This window comes from Saccharibacillus alkalitolerans (assembly GCF_011090185.1).
GTDB classification, from domain to species: Bacteria; Bacillota; Bacilli; order Paenibacillales; family Paenibacillaceae; genus Saccharibacillus; species Saccharibacillus alkalitolerans.
The window spans coordinates 406921-425754 of record NZ_JAAFGS010000003.1; the positions used below are offsets into that span (position 1 = coordinate 406921).

General features: G+C 58.7%; 12 protein-coding genes and 1 pseudogene. 7 read left to right on the forward strand and 6 right to left on the reverse strand.

The features are described 5' to 3' along the window. Positions 1-357: 357 nt before the first annotated feature. Complete coding sequence (locus GYN08_RS10655) at positions 358-2514, forward strand: ATP-dependent Clp protease ATP-binding subunit (protein ID WP_166274185.1); 2157 nt, start codon at positions 358-360, stop codon at positions 2512-2514. A 170-nt stretch (positions 2515-2684) separates the two neighbouring features. Here GYN08_RS10655 and GYN08_RS10660 read toward each other — a convergent pair whose 3' ends face one another. Further along, complete coding sequence (locus GYN08_RS10660; protein WP_166274186.1) at positions 2685-3905, reverse strand: hypothetical protein; 1221 nt, start codon at positions 3903-3905, stop codon at positions 2685-2687. Positions 3906-3917: 12 nt separating this feature from the next. Continuing rightward, positions 3918-5141 (reverse strand): tetratricopeptide repeat protein, encoded by a 1224-nt coding sequence (locus GYN08_RS10665; protein WP_166274187.1) that lies wholly within the window; start codon positions 5139-5141, stop codon positions 3918-3920. A 194-nt stretch (positions 5142-5335) separates the two neighbouring features. On the opposite strand from GYN08_RS10665, the pseudogene GYN08_RS10670 reads away from it, so the two are divergent. Next, positions 5336-5425, forward strand: a pseudogene (locus GYN08_RS10670) (SDR family NAD(P)-dependent oxidoreductase); the annotation flags it as partial. 236 nt (positions 5426-5661) lie between these two features. Beyond that, positions 5662-7374, forward strand: coding sequence for a methyl-accepting chemotaxis protein (locus GYN08_RS10675; protein WP_166274188.1), 1713 nt, complete (start codon positions 5662-5664; stop codon positions 7372-7374). Positions 7375-7495: 121 nt separating this feature from the next. Here the strand turns inward: GYN08_RS10675 and GYN08_RS10680 are convergent, their stop codons facing one another. The 4 genes from GYN08_RS10680 to htpG all read right to left on the reverse strand — a co-directional run bounded on the left by GYN08_RS10680 (position 7496) and on the right by htpG (position 14756). Continuing rightward, entirely contained in the window at positions 7496-10942 is a 3447-nt protein-coding gene (locus GYN08_RS10680) for a DEAD/DEAH box helicase (protein ID WP_166274189.1), read from the reverse strand. Between the two features lie 217 nt (positions 10943-11159). Further along, a complete protein-coding gene (locus tag GYN08_RS10685) occupies positions 11160-11735 on the reverse strand; it encodes a DUF6097 family protein (RefSeq protein ID WP_166274190.1) in 576 nt (191 codons plus the stop codon). A gap of 287 nt (positions 11736-12022) precedes the next feature. Further along, positions 12023-12712 (reverse strand): hypothetical protein, encoded by a 690-nt coding sequence (locus GYN08_RS10690; protein WP_166274191.1) that lies wholly within the window; start codon positions 12710-12712, stop codon positions 12023-12025. Between the two features lie 163 nt (positions 12713-12875). After that, complete coding sequence (htpG, locus tag GYN08_RS10695; RefSeq protein ID WP_166274192.1) at positions 12876-14756, reverse strand: molecular chaperone HtpG; 1881 nt, start codon at positions 14754-14756, stop codon at positions 12876-12878. A 273-nt stretch (positions 14757-15029) separates the two neighbouring features. Here htpG and ybaK point away from each other — a divergent pair, with 273 nt between their 5' ends. The 4 genes from ybaK (at position 15030) to GYN08_RS10715 (ending at position 18833) form a co-directional block, all read left to right on the forward strand. Further along, on the forward strand, positions 15030-15512 hold the full coding sequence (ybaK, locus tag GYN08_RS10700; RefSeq protein ID WP_166274193.1) for a Cys-tRNA(Pro) deacylase: 483 nt from the start codon (positions 15030-15032) through the stop codon (positions 15510-15512). A 216-nt stretch (positions 15513-15728) separates the two neighbouring features. After that, a complete protein-coding gene (locus GYN08_RS10705; protein ID WP_166274194.1) occupies positions 15729-16481 on the forward strand; it encodes a response regulator transcription factor in 753 nt (250 codons plus the stop codon). Beyond that, positions 16478-17905, forward strand: coding sequence for a HAMP domain-containing sensor histidine kinase (locus GYN08_RS10710; RefSeq protein ID WP_166274195.1), 1428 nt, complete (start codon positions 16478-16480; stop codon positions 17903-17905). The genes GYN08_RS10705 and GYN08_RS10710 overlap by 4 nt, the downstream gene beginning before the upstream one ends. Before the next feature lie 169 nt (positions 17906-18074). Beyond that, complete coding sequence (locus GYN08_RS10715; RefSeq protein WP_206023688.1) at positions 18075-18833, forward strand: ABC transporter ATP-binding protein; 759 nt, start codon at positions 18075-18077, stop codon at positions 18831-18833. The last annotated feature ends 1 nt before the right edge of the window (position 18834 follow it).

Below are 18834 nucleotides of genomic sequence, written 5' to 3' on the forward strand. Positions count from 1 at the left end.
CCTCTCCTCGCTTCTTCACTATAAAGGTTAGGTCTGACCTAAGGTCAAGCCTTGTTTTCTAGTGATAAAACTTTTCGCAACAAACTTACTAAAAATAACATAAAAGCTATTGACTCCTGTTTTCGTTGCGGTATAATAAGGTCAAAGAAAGTCAAAGTCAGAAGAAAAGATCAAACCTTTGCTTTGCAAACGCCCTTTACCCTGATTCGTTCGATAGCGGATCGATCTTTCTTCGAAGCAGGCTTCGGCTTTCGTTCCCCCTAATTCCGGCGGCCCGTTTCCCGAGCGGAGCGGGCAGCCGTTTTCTGACTATCGTTAATCAACCTATTATTCCATTAATGAAAGGGGCATGCCTTCATGCGCTGTCAACACTGCAATCACAATCAAGCAACCGTAGGTCTGAGCCTCACCTTGAACAATAAATCCGAAAAAATGTTTCTGTGCGAAGACTGCTATGCCAAAGTCAACGGCGGCGTGCCGTTCGCGGCCGGCTTCGGTCCTTCCGGCCAATCGCCGTTCGAAGAACTGTTCAGAGGCTTCATGCAGCCCGGCCAGCCGAACTCCGGCGCGGCGCAGCAGTCTTCCCGGCCGAACGCCCAAGCCGGCGGACGGCGCGGCGGCGGCCTGCTCGACCAGCTCGGCCGCAACTTGAACGACGCGGCGAGAGACGGCAAGATCGACAACGTCATCGGCCGCGACGACGAAATCGACCGCGTCATCGAAATTCTGAACCGCCGGAACAAAAACAATCCGGTGCTGATCGGCGAACCGGGCGTCGGCAAGACGGCGATCGCCGAAGGACTGGCGCTTCGCATCACGGAAGGCAAAGTTCCCGCCAAGCTGCTGAACAAAGAAGTGTATTCGCTGGACGTCGCCTCCCTTGTGGCCGGAACCGGCATCCGCGGCCAGTTCGAAGAGAAGATCAAACAGCTGATCGCCGAGCTGGAACAGCGTCAAAACGTCCTGCTGTTCATCGACGAGATCCATCTGCTGGTCGGCGCGGGTTCCGCGGAAGGTTCCATGGACGCCGGCAACATCCTGAAGCCGGTACTGGCTCGCGGCGAACTGCAGGTTATCGGCGCGACGACGCTCAAGGAATACCGGCAGATCGAAAAAGACGCCGCGCTCGAACGCCGCTTCCAGCCGGTGACGGTCGACGAGCCGAGCCTTGAAGAAGCGGTTGAAATTCTGAAAGGACTGCGAGCCAAATACGAACAGTTCCACGGCGTCCGCTATCCGGACGAAACGCTTGAAGCGTGCGTGCGCCTGTCGAGCCGTTACGTTCAGGACCGCTTCCTGCCGGACAAAGCGATCGACCTGCTGGACGAATCGGGCGCCAAGCTGAATCTGCGCGCTTCGGGCGGCGGAGCCGACGAGATCCGCGCTCGTCTGGAACAGATCAAAAGCGAAAAAGACGCCGCGGCCCGCGAAGAAGATTACGAACGCGCCGCCAAGCTGCGCGACGAGGAAGCTTCCCTCATGAAGCGTCTGGAAGGCGAACCGGCGGAAGGCGGCATGCTTGAAGTCACCGTCGAAGACATCCAGAATATCATCGAACGCAAGACGGGCATCCCGGTCGGCAAGCTGCAGGCCGACGAGCGCGGCAAGATGAAAAATCTGGCCGCCCGCCTCGAAAGCCGCGTCATCGGCCAGAGCGAAGCCGTCGACAAGGTGTCCAAAGCGGTACGCCGCGGACGGGCCGGACTGCGCAGCGGCGGCAAGCCGATCGCGTCGTTCCTGTTCGTCGGACCGACCGGCGTCGGCAAGACCGAACTGTCCAAAGCGCTGGCGGACGAGCTGTTCGGCAGCAGCGACTCCATGATTCGTCTCGATATGAGCGAATACATGGAACGCCACTCCGTCTCCAAACTGATCGGTTCGCCTCCCGGCTACGTCGGCCATGAAGAAGCCGGCCAGCTGACGGAAAAAGTGCGGCGCAATCCGTACAGCATCATCCTGCTCGACGAGATCGAAAAAGCGCATCCCGACGTGCAGCACATGTTCCTGCAGGTGCTGGACGACGGCCGCCTGACCGACAGCCAGGGCCGCACGGTCAGCTTCAAAGATACGGTCATCATCATGACCTCCAACGCCGGTACGGCCGCGGAGAAGAAAATCACCGTCGGCTTTGCCGCGGCGGGCAAAGCGGAACAGACCCGTTCGATTCTCGACTCGCTCGGCAATTATTTCCGTCCCGAATTCCTGAACCGGTTCGACGGCATCGTGCCGTTCGCCTCGCTGAAGGAAGACGATCTCGTGACGATCGTCGACAACATGCTCGCCGAAGTGTCCGCCAACCTGTCGGCTCGCGGCATCGCGCTGGACATCACGGACGAAGCGAAAAGCAAACTGGCTTCGCTGGGCTACGATCCGGCCTTCGGCGCCCGTCCTCTGCGCCGCGTGATTCAGCAGCATGTGGAAGACGGCATCACCGATCTGCTGCTCGACGACGAAGACGTCAATGCCGTCCGCGTCGAGCTGTCGGACGACCGCGTTCGCGTCGTCCGGGCTTGATTGCGGATCGGACGGTCCGGCGGCCCATGACCATACCGCCGCCGAGACGTTACCGAAAAACGCAAAAAGCTGTCCCGCCTAACAAGGCGAGACAGCTTTTTTTGCGTATGAAGCGACGGGCGAAACCTGCGCCGCGCAGCCGTCAGCCGGCGGTCCGGGCGAACGCCTGGTTAAGGTTCTGCGGAAGCGAAACCGGCTTCCGCCGCCGTCATCCATCGTTCGGCTCCGAACGTCCAGAATCGGGTCAGATACGTATCCACTTTTCCCGCGGCCGCGGCCGCTTGAATCTGGGCGCTTTTATAAATGCCCCGGGGCATCCCGTCTTCGGCGACCATCCACCGCTCGCCTCCGCCGGGAGCCACGAAGGTGTCCCAAGGTTCCAAGTAAGAAGACGCGTAAGGAAATTCGCGGCAGGCTTCCGATCCCGGCGCTTTGAGCGAAGCCAGATAGAGCCTGAGGTTTTCCAGCATCTCCTCGGCTTCGGAGACGTGGATCGTATTAAGCAGGCCGATCTCTCCCGTTTTGACGCCTTTGGAAGTGCCCGATACCTGTTCGGAGTCGGCCAGTCTGCCGTAAGACAGAAAGATTTCTTTCTCTCCGTTCTCGACCGGATAAGAATTGCGGAAGTAGAAGCCTTTGTCCGTCAACACGGCCCCGACATGTCCTTTGCTGCGAAGTCCCTCGTCCCGGAAAGCCAGCACCTTTTCGCTTTGCGGAACGCCGAACGTTTCTCGCTCCGGCTTCTGCTTCGGCACGCGTTCCGCATCCCAAAATTGCGCATCGTTAAAATACCCGGCCGATCGGCACAAAGCGAGAAGAAAAGCTTCGTCGGGCACAAGTTCCGCTTCCTGTAAAAGTTCCCGCTGCGCCAAAGGAATCGGTCCTTTTGCGAATACCGCGTCCGTCCCGGGTTCGGGGGCCAATTGATTGGTCGCATGAATATCGCGAAGGATTTCCAGTATGTCTCTGTCCTTGAATTTGCGGCTGTTCCAGGTCAGGCTGTAATCGCCGAGACGGATCTCCCAAGGTCCTTTGCCTTTTACGGGGGCCGGCATGCGCTTGAATTCTTCCCAGGAAATAAAATAGTGATCGAGCTCGTATTTCCAGTGGATCCCCAAATTCGTGAATGCCGCCCCGTGGGCGTAGCGGCCGATAAAGGTCGCATCGCAAAACGCGATCGGCCATGCGTGTTCCGGGATTTGCAGGTTGCGGCGCAGCTTTTTCAAACCGCCGCTGTCGATCCGCTCTCCCGTTTCGGCATACTTGCGGGCGGAGACGATCTCATAGGCCGCCCGGGCTATGGCTTCGCAGTCTTCGCCGGGCTGCGAAGCGTTTGCGGCGCTCTGCGCTTCGGGCTGCGAAACGACGTTCTTTTTTTTCCAAAAAGCCATTCGTTCGCCTCCTTATCCGGTTTTGACTTTGCGTCCGAACAGCTGTTTGAACAGGGCAAAGAAAAATACCGGACTGAAAAGAATGCTGAAAATAGTCATTCCGATTCCCGATGCCGTCCGCCGGATCACCGGGGCGACGCTCCGCTTCCAAGCGCTCATTTTGTCCAGCTCGTCGACCCAGCGCCGAAGTTCGACATCGCCTTCGTAACGGCGCAGCTGCCGGCGAAAATACTTCATGGCACGATCGTACTGACGCGCGTCATACAGCGTTTTGCCGTAAGCCAGCCGAATTTCCGCATCGTCGGACATGCCTTTCAGATAAACCCGCATCAGCTTCATCGGACGTTCCCCGGTTTTCAATTTCAGCAGGATCAGACGCTTCATCGCCGCGGGAGTGCTCAAGTATTCCGAGGTGCCGAAAGTGGCGTGGCTGAGCCAATAATCGTGCAGGACTTTCGGATTTCGTTCGCCTTCTTCGATCAGTTCGCGCAGCTGCCGCGTTTCTCTCAGGCCGCTGTCCAGCGACAACGCATAGTCGGCTTCTTCGCGCGCCTCCTTCAGGTAACCGAGCCGCATCAGCAGATCGGCATGGGACGCGCGGGCACGCGCATCCTGAGGCTCGCACACGATCGCCGTACGATAACATTCCAAAGCTTCCTCGTAGCGCAGCAGCAGGCTTAGAACGGCCGCTTTTGCCGAATGTCCCGACGACAGATCGGGCCGCATTTCTACCGCGATGCAAGCTTCTTCGAGAGCTCGATTCGCCATTTGAAGGTATTCGGGGATGAATTCTCTCGTAAATCGGCGGGTATGCGCGATCGCGGGAAGGGTCATCAGGAGATTGTAGAGTTCCTCAGACAACCGAATGTGATAATAATAAAAGTCGGGATTCAATTCGACAGCCCGTTCGAGCAGGTCGATCGCTTCCTTCGCATTTCCCAAATCGGCTTGAATATCCCCTGCCGTCCAGTACAGTTGGTCATTGGCGGGATACTCCGCGATCAGTTCGCGAATGCCGTCCATCGCCGGCTCGTGCCGGTGCAGCATCCATAAACACCGCGCGCCTTTGAACCGGGAGTCGAAATCTCCCGGAACCGCCTGCTGAATCGCTCCGACTATTTCAAGCGCCTGTTCGTAATGCTTTGCAGCGAACGCGGATTCCAATTCGTCGCGCCGCCGCTGTATGTATCGTTCCTCGGTTTCGATATCGGGTCTTTCGCTTAATGCTTCCGTCATGTATGTTACTCTCCTTCGCGTTTCGGTCTTTCAATTATAACCGGGCGGCGGAAGAAGCGCACAATAGGGCGATAGTCATCAAAAGCGTCATAAAAAGTAATATAATGGATATTAATTTTCTCTTTTTCTATTTTTTTGGTTCCATAGGCCCAAAACATCGTCTATTTAAAACATTTCGAGCATAGGCATACTTCTTCGCCGCCTATCTGGCAAGTCCCCTTTCCTCAGCCGTCAACGGCGCGGCCATTCGGGCGGACGGCGGCCTCGTACGAAGCGTATTCTGATTTTTCGAACCTCTGCCTTTTATTTTCCGAAGACGCCTCCGGCGTCTTTTTTCGTTCGAAAACGGTTCATTCGAAAAACGCTCGCTCTTTCCCGTCGAAGATGAGAGGTTTTTCCTATCTCTCTGTCTAAGTCCCTGCCTCGAATTGCCGATAAAACTGACATCAGGCAACGAAGCGAGCTCAGGGATGCGCTTCCCGGCCAAAAAAACAATTTTACGCGATGGAGAGTGACCGGCATGAACCTGTTTCGAAATTTCAAACTCCGTTCCAAACTGTTGATCTTAAACATAACCGCAATCGTCTTTCTGCTTCTGATCGGATCGGTAAGCTACGTCTACGTCAATCAAATGACGGCGAATTCCCGAACGATGTATGAAGACAGCCTGATGAAGGTCAAATCGATCAATCAGGTCATGACCAATTTCAACCGGATCATGAACGACATGCTGCAGTTGATGATAACGAAAGACGCAGCGAAAAACGAGCAGCTGACGCAGCATTTCGAAGAAACGTTCGCTTCGAACTCGTCCATCTTGAAAGCTTACGGCGAGTTCCATCTGAGCGCCGAAGAGCAGTCCATCTACGACGAAATTACCAGCAACCGAAAAAATCTGCGCGCGACCGAAGACAAAGTCATCGAGGCGGCCAAAGCGAACGAAAACACCGAAGCTTACCGGATTTACTCAAACGAAATGGAGCCGCTTAAAAATAAAACGGAAGCCCTCTACACGGAATTGGCTCAGTTGGCGGAAGATGCGGCCAAACAAAGCAACATGCAAAACAATCAGGCCGGAGATCTCTCCAAGACGGTCAGCATCTTCAGCTTAATCGCCGCCGTTCTTCTGCTGAGCCTTCTGTCGCTGCTGATTATCCGTTCCATCACTCGGCCGATCCGGGAACTGCAGGAACTGATGAAGCTGGCTGCCGAAGGCGACTTCACTTCGGTCGGCACGAACGTATCGAAGGACGAAACGGGCCAATTGACCCGTTCTTACAACGCGATGGTCGAATCGCTCGGCACGCTGATCAAGCAAGTTTCGGAGAACGCGGTTACTTTGGCCGCAAGCTCCGAGCAGCTGCTCGCAAGCTCCGAACAAAGCGCGCAGGCGACCGAACACATTTCCACGCAGGTTCAGGAAATCAGCGAAGGCACGGAGTCGCAGGCCCGCGGCACGATCGAAATGAACCGCACGATGGAAGAAATGAACGTCGGCATCCAGCGCATCGCCGAATCGGCGACCGAGCTGGCGGCGGATTCGCAGGATTCGGAGGCCAGCGTAACGGAAGGCCACCGCAAGCTCGAAGAAGCGATCCGGGAAATGGAACAAATTCACCGCTCGATCGGCACTCTGTCGGAAGTCGTGACTTCGCTGAACGAGAAATCCGCCAGCATCGGCGACATTACCGATACGATCAAAGCGATCGCCGATCAGACGAGCCTGCTCTCGCTGAATGCCGCGATCGAAGCGGCTCGTGCCGGCGAAGAAGGACGCGGATTCGCCGTCGTGGCCGCCGAAGTCAAAAAGCTGGCCGAGCAGACCCAGGAATCGTCCGCGAACGTATCGGGCCTGATTCACGAGATTCAGAGCGAAACGCAGAACGCGTTCCGCAGCATGGAACTCAGCCGCAGCCAAGCCGAAAACGGCCGCATCGTGATGAGCGACGTATCCCGCGTGTTCGACGGCATCATGCACAGCGCGCGCAATCTGTCCGTTCAGCTGCATGAAGTGTCCGCCGTGACCGAGCAGATGTCCGCAAGTTCCGAACAGGTTCTGGCCACGGTCGAATCTTCGGCCGCCATCGCGGGCAGCGCCAAAGACATGACGCAGAGCGTGGCCGCGGCCACGGAAGAACAGCTCGCCTCCGTACAGGAAGTGACGGGTTCGGCCGCGTACCTCAGCAAGCTGGCGCAGGATCTTCAGACGTCGATCGAACGCTTCAAGGTGTAAGAGAATACGAGCAAAAGAAGTCCAAAACAGAGGAAAGGACGGCATCCGCTTGGATGCCGTCCTTTTTTTCGTGCCGCCGTGCCGACCGTCGCCGTGCCGTAACAATGCGCTTGTCGGCGAATCATTCCGAACCGAGCAGCTCCAACAAATCCGCGTCCGTCAGCGTCGCGATGCCCTCTTCTCCCGGTCGAATGACTTCGTCGATCAGCTGCGTTTTTTTGCGCTGCAGTTCGTGCATCTTCTCTTCTACCGTTCCCTTCGCCACCAGGCGGATCACCTGGACGACGCGGGTCTGGCCCATGCGGTGCGCCCGGTCTTCAGCCTGCCGTTCCACGGCCGGGTTCCACCAGAGATCGTACAAGATGACCGTATCCGCTCCGGTCAGATTGAGTCCCGTCCCCCCGGCTTTGAGCGAGATCAGGAACACGCCCTTCTCCCCGTCGTTGAACCGCTCGCACAGCTCCAGCCGCTCTCTCGGAGGCGTCGCGCCGTCCAGGTAAAAGAACGGCATTTCCCGGTACCCAAGTTCCCGTCCGATCAGGCTCAGCATCTCCGTGAACTGCGAGAAGACCAGCACGCGGCGGCCCGCCCGCCGGCATTCTTCCAGCGTCTCCAGCAGCTGCTCGAACTTGGCGGAACGTCCCGCGTAACCTTCCACGAACAGCGCGGGATGACAGCAGATCTGGCGCAGCCGGGTCAGGCCGGCCAAGAACTGAATGCGGCTTCGCCCCAGTTCCTCGCTGCTGTCGAGATGCTTCAGCGTCTCGACGCGCAGTTTCGCCAAGTGCGCCGCATACAGTTTCTTCTGCTCGGGCAGCAGCTCCGTAATCCGCATCGATTCGATTTTTTCCGGCAGCTCGCCCAGCACGTCGCTTTTCAGGCGGCGCAGCAGAAACGGGCGGGCCCGTTTGGCTACCTCTTCCCGGGTCAAGTCCGCAAATTTCCGGCGGTTCGGATACAGGCCGGGCAGCACCGCGTCGAATACCGAACGCAGTTCTTCCAGCGAGTTCTCGATGGGCGTGCCGGTCAGCGCGAAGCGGAATCCCGCATGCAGCGACTTGACCGCCCGCGCCGTCTGGGTATCGGGGTTCTTGATCGCCTGGGCTTCGTCAAGCACGAGCGTATGCCAGTTCATCTGCTCGTACCGCGTCAGATCCCGGCGCAGCAGCGGATACGACACGATCAGGACGTCCAAATCGTTCGCTTGGCTCAGTACCGCTTCGCGTTCCGCTTTCGTGCCGTCCGCCACGGCGGCGCGGATCTCGGGCGCGAAACGTTCCAGTTCGCTGCGCCAGTTATACAGCAGCGAAGCGGGCGCGACGATCAATGCCGGCCGGGCCTCCTCGCGGATCTCGGGCAGCACCGACAAGAGATAGGCGATGCTCTGGATCGTTTTGCCGAGACCCATGTCGTCGGCCAGCACGCCGCCGAGCCGGTAATGCGCCAGCGTCTTCAGCCAGCGGTAGCCGGTCTGCTGGTAGTCGCGCAGCACCGGAATCATCGCTTCGGGCACCGGAAAGTCGAGCAGGTCGGGGCTGCGCAGACTGTCCAGCAGGCGGCGCAGTCCCCGACCCGGACGGATCAGGCCGTCCGCTCCCTCAGTCTGCCCGCCCAGCAGATGCAGCCCTTCCGCCGCCGGAAGACGGAAGGAAGCGGCATCTTCCTCCGAGAGAAACGGACGGCTGCCGTTCAGAAAATCGAGCAGCGTACGGAACGCCTGCGTTTCCAGCGGCAGCAGCGAGCCGCTGCGCAGCCGGTAATACCTGCGCTTGTCCTGCAGCGCTTCGAGGACTCCTTTGATCTCGGCTTCGGGAATTCCGTCGATCTCGAAGCGGAACTCCAGCCAGTTCGTCCGTTCGTCGAACTGCGCCGAAATTTTCGGCGGAGGAGTAACCCGGATCACTCTTTCCTTCACGGAAGTCGTCGCGTACACTTTCGCCAGCTTTTCCAGATGGGGCACGATGCCGTGCAAAAAGGCGAATTCGCGCTCTTCGTCCTGCATGTAATAGCCGCTTTCCGTGCGGGTGAACCCCGCTTCTTCCATCAGTTCGAGAATGCGCAGCTCTTTCCCGCCCTCCCGAACGAGAATGCGGCTCTCGCCCCGCCGTTCTCCTCCGCGCTCCAGCGGATTGATGACAATGTCTCCGTATTGAAACTCCAACCCGGCCAGCAGACGATCGTGGACCCGGTCGAGATACACGCCGGCCTGAAGCGGAATCCGCACGACCTGCTCGGACACGCCGGCGTCGAAAAAGACGTCCCCCAGCTTCATCAGTCCCGGAACGACCCGCTCCGTAAAGGCGGAGACTTGGGCTTCGGGAATGCTTATCGTCTCGCTTCCGTCTCCGCCCCCCGCTTCTTCCGCCGACAGAATCCGCTGCAGGTCGGCCAATCTGCGCGCTTCGGCCGAGCCCAGCCGGTAAAAAGTCCCGGCGTGCAGCGTCAGGCCGTAAGACTCGAGCACGGTCGTTTCCGCCATGCCCCGCGCCCGCATGCGCAGCGAACCGTTCGTTCCGCGCTCAAATTCGAAGCGCAGCGGCAGCGGCTCTTTCGAAATGCCGACGCCGGGATGCGATCGGCCGCCGCTGCGGATCGCGGAACTCGGAGCCGCTTCCAGCAGCGGCGCGAGCCCTTCCCAGGCATGCGGCGGAAGAGGCAGCGAAGGCGGGTCGCCGATTTCTCCCGTATACAGCGCGCCGGCCGAAGCCCGCTGCATCTTCTCGCTGCGCCGGATCTCGGCCAGACGCAGCAGCACGGCATCGTCTTGCTGGCCGAAGCAGTCGACCGAAGGATCATACGTGAAATAACGGGAAAGCGAATAAGATTCGCCCCGTTCAAACCTCGTCAAAAATTCGCGGATGTCCGGAACGGCATACGTCCGTTCGAAGCCGACTCTCAGTTCGATGCCGAGCAGTCCTCGGCGCGGTCCAGGCGGATAGGGCGCCAGCAGGAATTCCGCCTTCAGCTCCCGGCGGGATTCGAAGATCGAACGCGAACCGCCCAGCGCTCTGGGCTGCTGCCGGAACAAATCCATCACCCGGCCGACCAGACGGTCTTCGGGCCGGCCGAAGAAAGACGACGAGGCGGCCGTATCGGGGCGGTCTCCGTCCGGCGGCCGCTCGCTCTCCGTCCGGAGCAGGATTTCGCCTTCCGTTTCCGGCAAAAAAGACTCGGAAAAGCGTTCGCTCTCCCGCCGCTCGAATGCCGCCTCCTCCGCCTCCGCTTGAGGATCGCCCGCTCCCGCTTCGGAGAGCTTTCCTTCCCGGCGCTGATGAAGCAGCTGAAGCAGCGCCGCCCCCGTATGTTTGCAGCAGCGTTCGAACGCAAAGCCGGCCGAACATTCGCATTCGGCATCTACGCGGTCATCCGTGCCGAAGCGGAGCGTGACGCGCCAGACGTCCCCGTCCCGCACGAAAGCCTCGTAAGCTCCGGGGCCTTCCTCCGGCAGGCGGCGAAGCTCGACTTTTCCGGCCCCGAATAAAGTCTCGCCCTTCCGGTAAGCGCCCGCTCCGCACAGCGACTTGATCATCCGTTCGTTCCATTCCGTCTCGGCCGTTCGCTTTCTCAATGCGCTTCCTCCATTGCGTGTGGTTTGAGTCCCAGTGTACCAGAAGCGCCGGTTGTTTGCATCGTGTTCGCTTACGGAACCGACAACCCGCATGCCAAAAAGCGGCCGCCGCCGGAGCGATGTCCGATCGAAAGCCGCTTAACGTTCAGGGCGGAGCGGAGATAAGCCTTTTGCTGTCCTCTGCTTCCGTTCCCGACTGTATATGAATTATGTATGCTCAGAAAAAAACGTCCGGGCTTGCCTGCTCGTCCCTCGCCGTCTGCCGGTTCATCCATTCGTTAAGCGCCTCGGCCAGCGCGTAAGGCGAGTCGGCCGGCATGTTCAGCGCGGGATTGACGACCTCCAGCACACGGCGCCACAGCAGGATCAAATGCGACTCCAGTTCGCGCTCCAGCGACCGGCGAACCCCCATCAGCGCGATGAACAGCATCAGCAGCGCCGCGACCGCCAGCATGACGGCTTCCAAATTCGCCGCAACGCCGCCAATCACCGTATCATGAATCCCGAGAGCCGGCCAGACGAGATCGAGTCCCGCCGTTCCGAGAATGCCGATCAAAATGGACAGCGACAGACCGGTCAGCGCATGGTCCGCAATCCGGAATTTTCGGGCGGCCTTCTCGAAGCCCACTTCTCCGGCATAGCGTTCCAGGTGGATCATCTGCTTGCTGAAGCTCCAGCTCTCCTTCTCGACCGGCAGCAGATAATAATCGATCAGCCTCTGTGCCGCCGACAAATGCGAGCCGGTCATCCGGGATTCCCGCGGCCCCAATACCGCCTGTCTCATCAGACTCATGCAGATTCCCTCCCGTTCTTCGGATACTTTCTCATTTGCTTCCAGTATAGGGGGTTGGAAGACGCAAAAAAAGCCTCTCGCGTCCGAAAGGCTTTGGTCCTAAAGCTTGCTTGTTCGATCGTTCGCGCAGGGCCTTACGTCCGGGATCGATCCAAACGACAGCATGGATTGTCCCGGTTCGGCAGACAAGGTCGGGACATTCCCGCATCGAATCGAGCGAAGAAGACTTTTCGCGGATTCCGAACGAACGGCGGCGGCAAACGGACAGGGTCGGGCCGATCGTCCGATCAGCGGACCGCCCCCGCTTTTTGTCCGAACTTCACCGTAACCGTCTCGAAATACAGTCTGCGCTTCTCGTCCGCTTGAATGTCCGGTGCCATTTCGAGAAACCATTCCTGCTCCAGATCGCTTTCGGACAGCAGCCCCTGCCTCCAAAACGAAATGCCGGCCTGCGGATATTCGTAAAGGAATTCGTCCTCTTCCGACGCATCCGGACCGAACTGCTTCAGCCGCGGCAGCAGCCTCTCGACCGGAACGCCGAAAACGTTCAACCCGGACGGCAGCACCGCGTTCATCGGCAGTCCCGTGTGCCGATCCGTTTCGATCTCTTCGATCCGTCCGTCGTCGTCGTATTCGACCCGGAAAAAGTAAGCGAGATTGCGGGTTTTCCAGGCTTCGAGAACCGTTTCCGCTTCCTCCCTCGGCATTCCGAGCCGGAGCGGCCCGATCCCCTGCCCCGGTTCGATGACGAAGCGTTCCGGCGCCTCCGACGGGAGATCGCTCATCCTGCAAGAAAAATAATCGACGCGCCCTCCCGGTTGGGGCACTCCGTTCACGGCCGGGTCGGCTGCGGATTCGGCGCTGCCGCCCTGTACGGAATCCAAACTTCCGGCTTCCGTCCGCGGCCGCTCGAGTCCGTACATTCGCTCCAGTCTCTCTTTCGTTTCCTCCGAAAGTTTTTCCCGCTGTTCGTCCATACGCGTCCCTCCTCCGTTTCTTCGATTCGTCCGGCTTCCCTCTATTATATTCGAACCTGTTCTCACGGCAAAAAAAGCCGAAGACTTCGAAAAGTCTTCGGCTTCCCGATCGAAACAGCGACCGAAACGAATGCTTCCGGCGCCTGTTCGGCTTTTTCCGCCTTTACACCATCACTTTGCACATCATGTTCGTAAACTCCACCGGATCTTCGATCGGCAGTCCTTCGATCAGCAGCGCCTGATTGTACAGCAAATCCGTATACAGGTCCAGCTTGGACTTGTCGCTATCAAACGAAGACTTCAGCGAAGCGAACACGTCGTGATGCACGTTCACTTCCAGCACTTTTTCCGCCTTCACGTTCGGATTGTCCGGCATCATGCTGAGGATTTTTTCCATCTCGATCGACACTTCGCCGTCGCTGCTCAGGCAGACCGGATGCGAGCGCAGACGCTTGGAAGCGCGCACGTTCGATACTTTGCCTGCGAGGCGCTCCTTCATGTAGGCGAACAGTTCTTTGCTGTCTTCGGCTTCCGCCTCGTCCTGCTTGTCCTGTTCGCTGTCCTCGATGCCCAGGTCTCCCGAGGAGACGGAGCGGAATTCCTTCTCCTTGTAGTTCGTCAGCATTTTCACCGCGAACTCGTCGATATCGTCGATGAAGTACAGAATCTCGTAGCCTTTGTCCGCCACCATCTCGGTCTGCGGCAGCTTCTCGATGCGCGCGTAGGATGCGCCGGCCGCGTAGTAGATGTACTTCTGGTCTTCCGGCATGCGGGATACGTACTCGTCCAGCGTGACCAGCTTTTTCTCCGTCGAAGAATAGAACATGAGCAGATCCTGCAGCGCGTCCTTATGCGTACCGTAGTCGCTGTACACGCCGTATTTCAGCTGGCGGCCGAACGATTCGAAGAACTTCCCGTACTTCTCGCGGTTGTCTTTTTGCAGGGATTTCAGCTGGCTCTTGATCTTGCTTTCGATGTTTTTGGCGATCATCTTCAGCTGGCGGTCGTGCTGCAGCATCTCGCGGGAGATGTTGAGCGACAGGCTCTCGGAATCGACCATGCCTTTCACGAAGCTGAAGTAGTCCGGCAGCAGGTCCGCGCATTTGTTCATGATCAGCACGCCGTTGGCGTACAGCTCCAGCCCTTTTTCGTACTCGCGGGAATAGAAATCGAACGGCGGCGTTTCCGGAATGAACAGGATCGAACGGTACACGACCGCGCCGTCGGCGTTGATGTGCACATGCGCCAGCGGTTTGTCGAACCCGTAGTGCTTTTCGGCGTAGAAGTTTTCGTAGTCCGCGTCGGTCAGCTCGCTTTTGTTCTTGCGCCAGATCGGCACCATGCTGTTGACCTGTTCTTCTTCGACGGTTTCTTCGAATTCGCCTTCGGCGCCTTCTTTAGGTTTGCGAATTTTGGCGTCCATCTTGATCGGATAGCGGATGAAATCGGAATATTTTTTGATGATCGAGCGCAGGCGGTATTCCTCGAGGAATTCGTCGTAGCTCTCTTCTTCCGTATTGTTCTTGATGTGCAGCACGATCTGCGTGCCGATTTCCGCTTTGTCCGCCGGCTCGACGATATAACCGTCGGCCCCGTCGGATTCCCAGCGGTAAGCGAGTTCTTCGCCCAGCGCGCGGCTCGTGACGGTCACGCGATCCGCGACCATGAACGCCGAGTAGAAGCCGACGCCGAACTGCCCGATGATATCGTGGCCGTCTTTGGCTTCGTTGTCTTTCTTAAAAGCGAGCGAGCCGCTCTTGGCGATGACGCCGAGGTTGTTCTCCAGCTCTTCGCGCGTCATGCCGATACCGGTGTCGGTCAGCGTCAGCGTGCGGTTATCCTTGTCTACGGACACTTTGATGTAGTAATTGGCCGGGTCGAACGTCAGGTTGTCGTCGGTCAGCGCCCGGTAATAAATTTTGTCGATGGCGTCGCTCGAGTTCGAGATCAGTTCGCGCAGGAAGATCTCCTTCTGCGTGTAAATGGAGTTGATCATCATTTCGAGCAGGCGTTTGGATTCGGCCTGGAACTGCTTCTTTTCCATGCGTGATTCTCCCTCCGATTGGTTAAGGCTGATTGGGTCGTTCAGATCGGGTCGTGTAAGGCATAAACGGCGACACCGTCCCGCTGTTAGCACTCGTTCTCGCGGAGTGCTAATCCAATTCCTGTTATAGCATTGTTCGATTTTCATGTCAAGAAAGGCCGCTTTGGCACTTTTTTTTGCGCGGCGGGGCCGCCTTGGCTACAATGGACAGACAGGGATTTTCATTCGAAAAACGGCAGGCCGAGGCCTTCCGTCCGGAAAGGAAAGATGATCATGGCGGCACCGAAAGTACACAAAACGAACGCGATGCGCATGCTCGAAGATCTCGGCATCGACTACGAAATTTACGATTACGACAACGAAGACGGGCAGATTCACGGCACGGCCGTCGCGGAGAAGATCGGTTTGGCTCCGGAAACGGTATTCAAGACGCTGGTCGCCCACGCGGGCCAAAACGGATTCGTGTTCGTCATTCCCGCCTCTGAAGAACTCGATCTCAAAAAAGCGGCACGCGCGGCGGGAGAAAAGAAAATCGAAATGCTGCCGCTCAAAGACCTGCAGAAGTGGACAGGTTACGTGCGCGGCGGCTGCTCGCCGATCGGCATGAAAAAGCATTTTCCGACGTTCGTCGACGCAAGCGGCGAGCGGTTGGAACACATCGCCGTCAGCGCGGGCAAGATCGGTCTCCAGATGAAGCTTGCGCCCGAGCGATTGGCGGAAGCGGCGAAGGCTTCGTTCGCGGATCTGACAAAGTAGATGCGGATTCGGGCGAACGGACGGACGAAGCCGGAATAAAGGGCGGCTCGGCGGCATGAAACGAACGGCGTAAAGTCCGGTTCTTCCTTAAGCGGGAGAGCCGGACTTTTTTGCCGTATCCGGTTTACAGATGCCGGCTTTGCTGGTCTACTTAGGGATATAAGCCGGCATCTGCATATCGCAAAGGCCGGCCATCACGAACACGGGAGTACGGACATGAGCGAAATCAAACGCATTCTGATTATCGAAGACGAAGCCGACATGGCCAAAATCATGAAAGACGTGCTGACGCTGGGCGGCTATGACGTCCGCTCGGAAGGAACCGGAACGGGAGGGCTGGAAACGGCGGCGGCCTGGAATCCCCATCTGATCCTGCTCGATCTGACGCTGCCCGACCTCGACGGCATCGAGGTCTGCCGGCGGATTCGCGAAGAGTCGGTCGCGCCGATCCTCATCTTGAGCGCCCGCGGCGGCGAGACCGACAAAATTCTCGGCCTCGGCTTCGGCGCCGACGACTATATGACGAAGCCTTTTTCGTTCGGCGAATTGACGGCGCGGATCGGGGCGCAGCTGCGCCGGTCCGAGATGCAGTCGGGCGCAGCGAGAAGCGGGCCGGAGTCCTCGCGCGAGGGCCTGCTGTCGTTCGGCGAGCTGAAGATCGACAAAAAGGCATACCGGGTCGAGTCGGGCGGCCGGGAAATCTCTTTTTCCGCCCGGGAATTCGAGCTGCTGCACTTCCTCGCCCTGCACGAAGGACAGGTCTTCTCCAAAGCCAGGCTGCTCGATTCCGTCTGGGGTTACGACGCTTACGGCGACGAAGCGACCGTGACCGTCTATATCCGCCGCATCCGCGAAAAAATCGAAGCCGATCCTTCGCAGCCGGCCTATCTTCGAACGGTCTGGGGCGTCGGTTACAAGTTCGACGGCAAAGGCGGCGGGAACGTTTCGGCCGGGAGGACGCGTCCATGAGCCTGCTATCCGCCTTCCGCCGCGGCACGGCGGCCGCTCTCCTCCTCCTGCTGGCCGCTTTCGGGCTGGGCGTCTGGCTGCTGTCGGCGGCCGGCGGAGCGGGCGCTCCTGACGGGCGTCCCGTCGTCAACCGCGCGCGGGTGCTGACGAGCCCTATTTTGGAGGAATTGGAACGGCTGCAGCCCGGCGCGCCGTATGCGGCGGCCCCGTCCGAAATCGATAGGCTGAGCCGGGAAGCGAACGCTTCGCTGGTCTATGTCGGTACGGACGGGAAAGTCCGGTTCGATACGTCTGGGGCCCTGCCGCCCGGAAGCCTTTTCGACCTCAAGCACGGCCTGCATTACGACCTGCATGCTTCCCGTGCGAATCCCGGCCGGTATGCAATCGCTTTTCCCGTCGTCTCGGACAGCGGAGCTGTAAGCGGCCACGCCCTGTTCACGCTGCGCGCCGAAGACGTGCTTCCGCCCGAAGACCGGCTGCCGTTCGTCCTGACGTCCGCGCTCTTCCTGTGCCTGACCGCCGTGTCCCTTCTGCTTCTGGCGTATCTGCGAATGTTCAAAGTACGGGTTTTTCGGCCGCTGGAGGAGCTGCGATTCCATACCGAACAAATTCTTAAGGGCGACGCCGGGCAGTCTATCGAACACGGTCGCGTCGACGAAGTCGGCTCCCTCTATGCCTCTTTCGACCGGATGCGGTTGGAAATCCGTCACTTGAACGACCGAAGAGACCGCCAGGAACAGGCGCAGAGAGAATTGGTGTCGGGCATTTCCCATGACCTGAAAACGCCGCTGGCCACGATGCGCGCTTATATGGAAGCCATTCTGGCGGGTCTGTGTCCGAGCATGGAAAAGGTAACGGAATACATAAGCGTCATGAATCGTCATGCGGATAAAATGACCCGGCTGATCGACGACCTGCTGCTGCACGCCTTGAAGGAACTGGGGCAAATTTCGGTCGAACCCCGCGAGCGGTACAGCCGCGAAGTGTTCGGACCGATGCTGCAGACGGCCGCCCACCGGATCGAAACAAGCGGCAGGATCTTCGCCGGACCTTCGGAACCGCCCAATCTGCTGATCCGGGCGGATGCCTTCCGGCTTGAACAGGTCGTGTTCAACCTGCTGGCCAACGCGCTCAAGCATACGCGGTCCGGCGATACGGTCGGATTGTCGTTCGAAGAGATTCCGGGCTATCTGCGGATATCGCTGAGCGATACGGGAAGCGGCATCCGGCCCGAGGACATGCCGTTCGTGTTCGAACGCTATTACAAAGGAAACACCGAGGATATCGACGGCGCTCCGAATCCCGGCAGCGGGCTGGGCCTCGCGATCTGCAAGCAGATCGTCGAAGCGCACGGCGGAAGCATCGCTTTCCGCAGCTTGCCGGGCCGGGAAACGGTATTTCATTTCACGGTGCCGCTCTGCTGAAAAAAGAAGCCTCTCGTCCGTCTGGCGTCGAAGCCGCTTTTTCGCTTCCGCGAAACGCCGTAAGACCTTGTCCTGTAAGACTTTATTAAGATTTGGCGCATGGGCCTGTAAGATTCGGCGGCTATACTCTTTTTAGACCTTTATTAGACAGGAAAGAGAGGACATCCCCTTGAACCCATCCGTTATATTGAAAGCCGTCCATTTATGCAAAACATATGCCGCCGGCGGCGAGCAGTTCCATGCCGTCCGCAACGTATCGCTGGATATCCGCGAAGGCGAATTTACCGTGATTATGGGCGACTCCGGCTCCGGCAAATCGACTCTATTGTATGTACTGAGCGGCATGGACGCGCCGACGTCGGGCGAGATTCATTTCGAAGGCGAGCGAATCGACCGGTATAAGGAGAAAAAGATGGCCGCTTTCCGCTCCCGGAAAATCGGCTACGTCTATCAGAGCATCAACCTGGTGCCGGATCTGACGCTGTTCGAAAACATCGCGCTGCCCGGCTATATCGCCGGTCTCGGCAAAGCGGAAACCGAAAAAAGAGCGGCCGAGCTGATGAACGAGATGGAGATTTCGCCGCTGCGCCGCCGGCTTCCGTCCCAGGTGTCGGGCGGCCAGCAGCAGCGGGCGGCGATCGCCCGCGCTCTGATCCACTCGCCCTCCCTGCTGTTTGCCGACGAGCCGACGGGCAGCCTGAATCACGAACACGGCGTCGCGGTGCTGGACATTTTGACCGCATGCAACCGCCGGGGCCAGTCCGTCGTCATGGTCACCCACGACATCAAGGCCGCCGCCCGCGCCGACCGTCTGATTCTGATCCGCGACGGACGCATCGGCGGCGAGCTGCATTTCGGCGAATTCCCGGAGGCGAACGCCGCTCAGCGGGAAGAAATGATCTTCGCCTTCGTCACGGGAAAGGAGTGAG

What these genes read in the sequence shown, in the direction of transcription:
- GYN08_RS10655 (WP_166274185.1), top strand. Translation starts at nt 358, where the DNA reads ATGCGCTGTCAACACTGCAATCACAATCAAGCAACCGTAGGTCTGAGC.
- GYN08_RS10660 (WP_166274186.1), bottom strand. Translation starts at nt 3,905, where the DNA reads ATGGCTTTTTGGAAAAAAAAGAACGTCGTTTCGCAGCCCGAAGCGCAG.
- GYN08_RS10665 (WP_166274187.1), bottom strand. Translation starts at nt 5,141, where the DNA reads ATGACGGAAGCATTAAGCGAAAGACCCGATATCGAAACCGAGGAACGA.
- GYN08_RS10675 (WP_166274188.1), top strand. Translation starts at nt 5,662, where the DNA reads ATGAACCTGTTTCGAAATTTCAAACTCCGTTCCAAACTGTTGATCTTA.
- GYN08_RS10685 (WP_166274190.1), bottom strand. Translation starts at nt 11,735, where the DNA reads ATGAGTCTGATGAGACAGGCGGTATTGGGGCCGCGGGAATCCCGGATG.
- GYN08_RS10690 (WP_166274191.1), bottom strand. Translation starts at nt 12,712, where the DNA reads ATGGACGAACAGCGGGAAAAACTTTCGGAGGAAACGAAAGAGAGACTG.
- htpG (WP_166274192.1), bottom strand. Translation starts at nt 14,756, where the DNA reads ATGGAAAAGAAGCAGTTCCAGGCCGAATCCAAACGCCTGCTCGAAATG.
- ybaK (WP_166274193.1), top strand. Translation starts at nt 15,030, where the DNA reads ATGGCGGCACCGAAAGTACACAAAACGAACGCGATGCGCATGCTCGAA.
- GYN08_RS10705 (WP_166274194.1), top strand. Translation starts at nt 15,729, where the DNA reads ATGAGCGAAATCAAACGCATTCTGATTATCGAAGACGAAGCCGACATG.
- GYN08_RS10710 (WP_166274195.1), top strand. Translation starts at nt 16,478, where the DNA reads ATGAGCCTGCTATCCGCCTTCCGCCGCGGCACGGCGGCCGCTCTCCTC.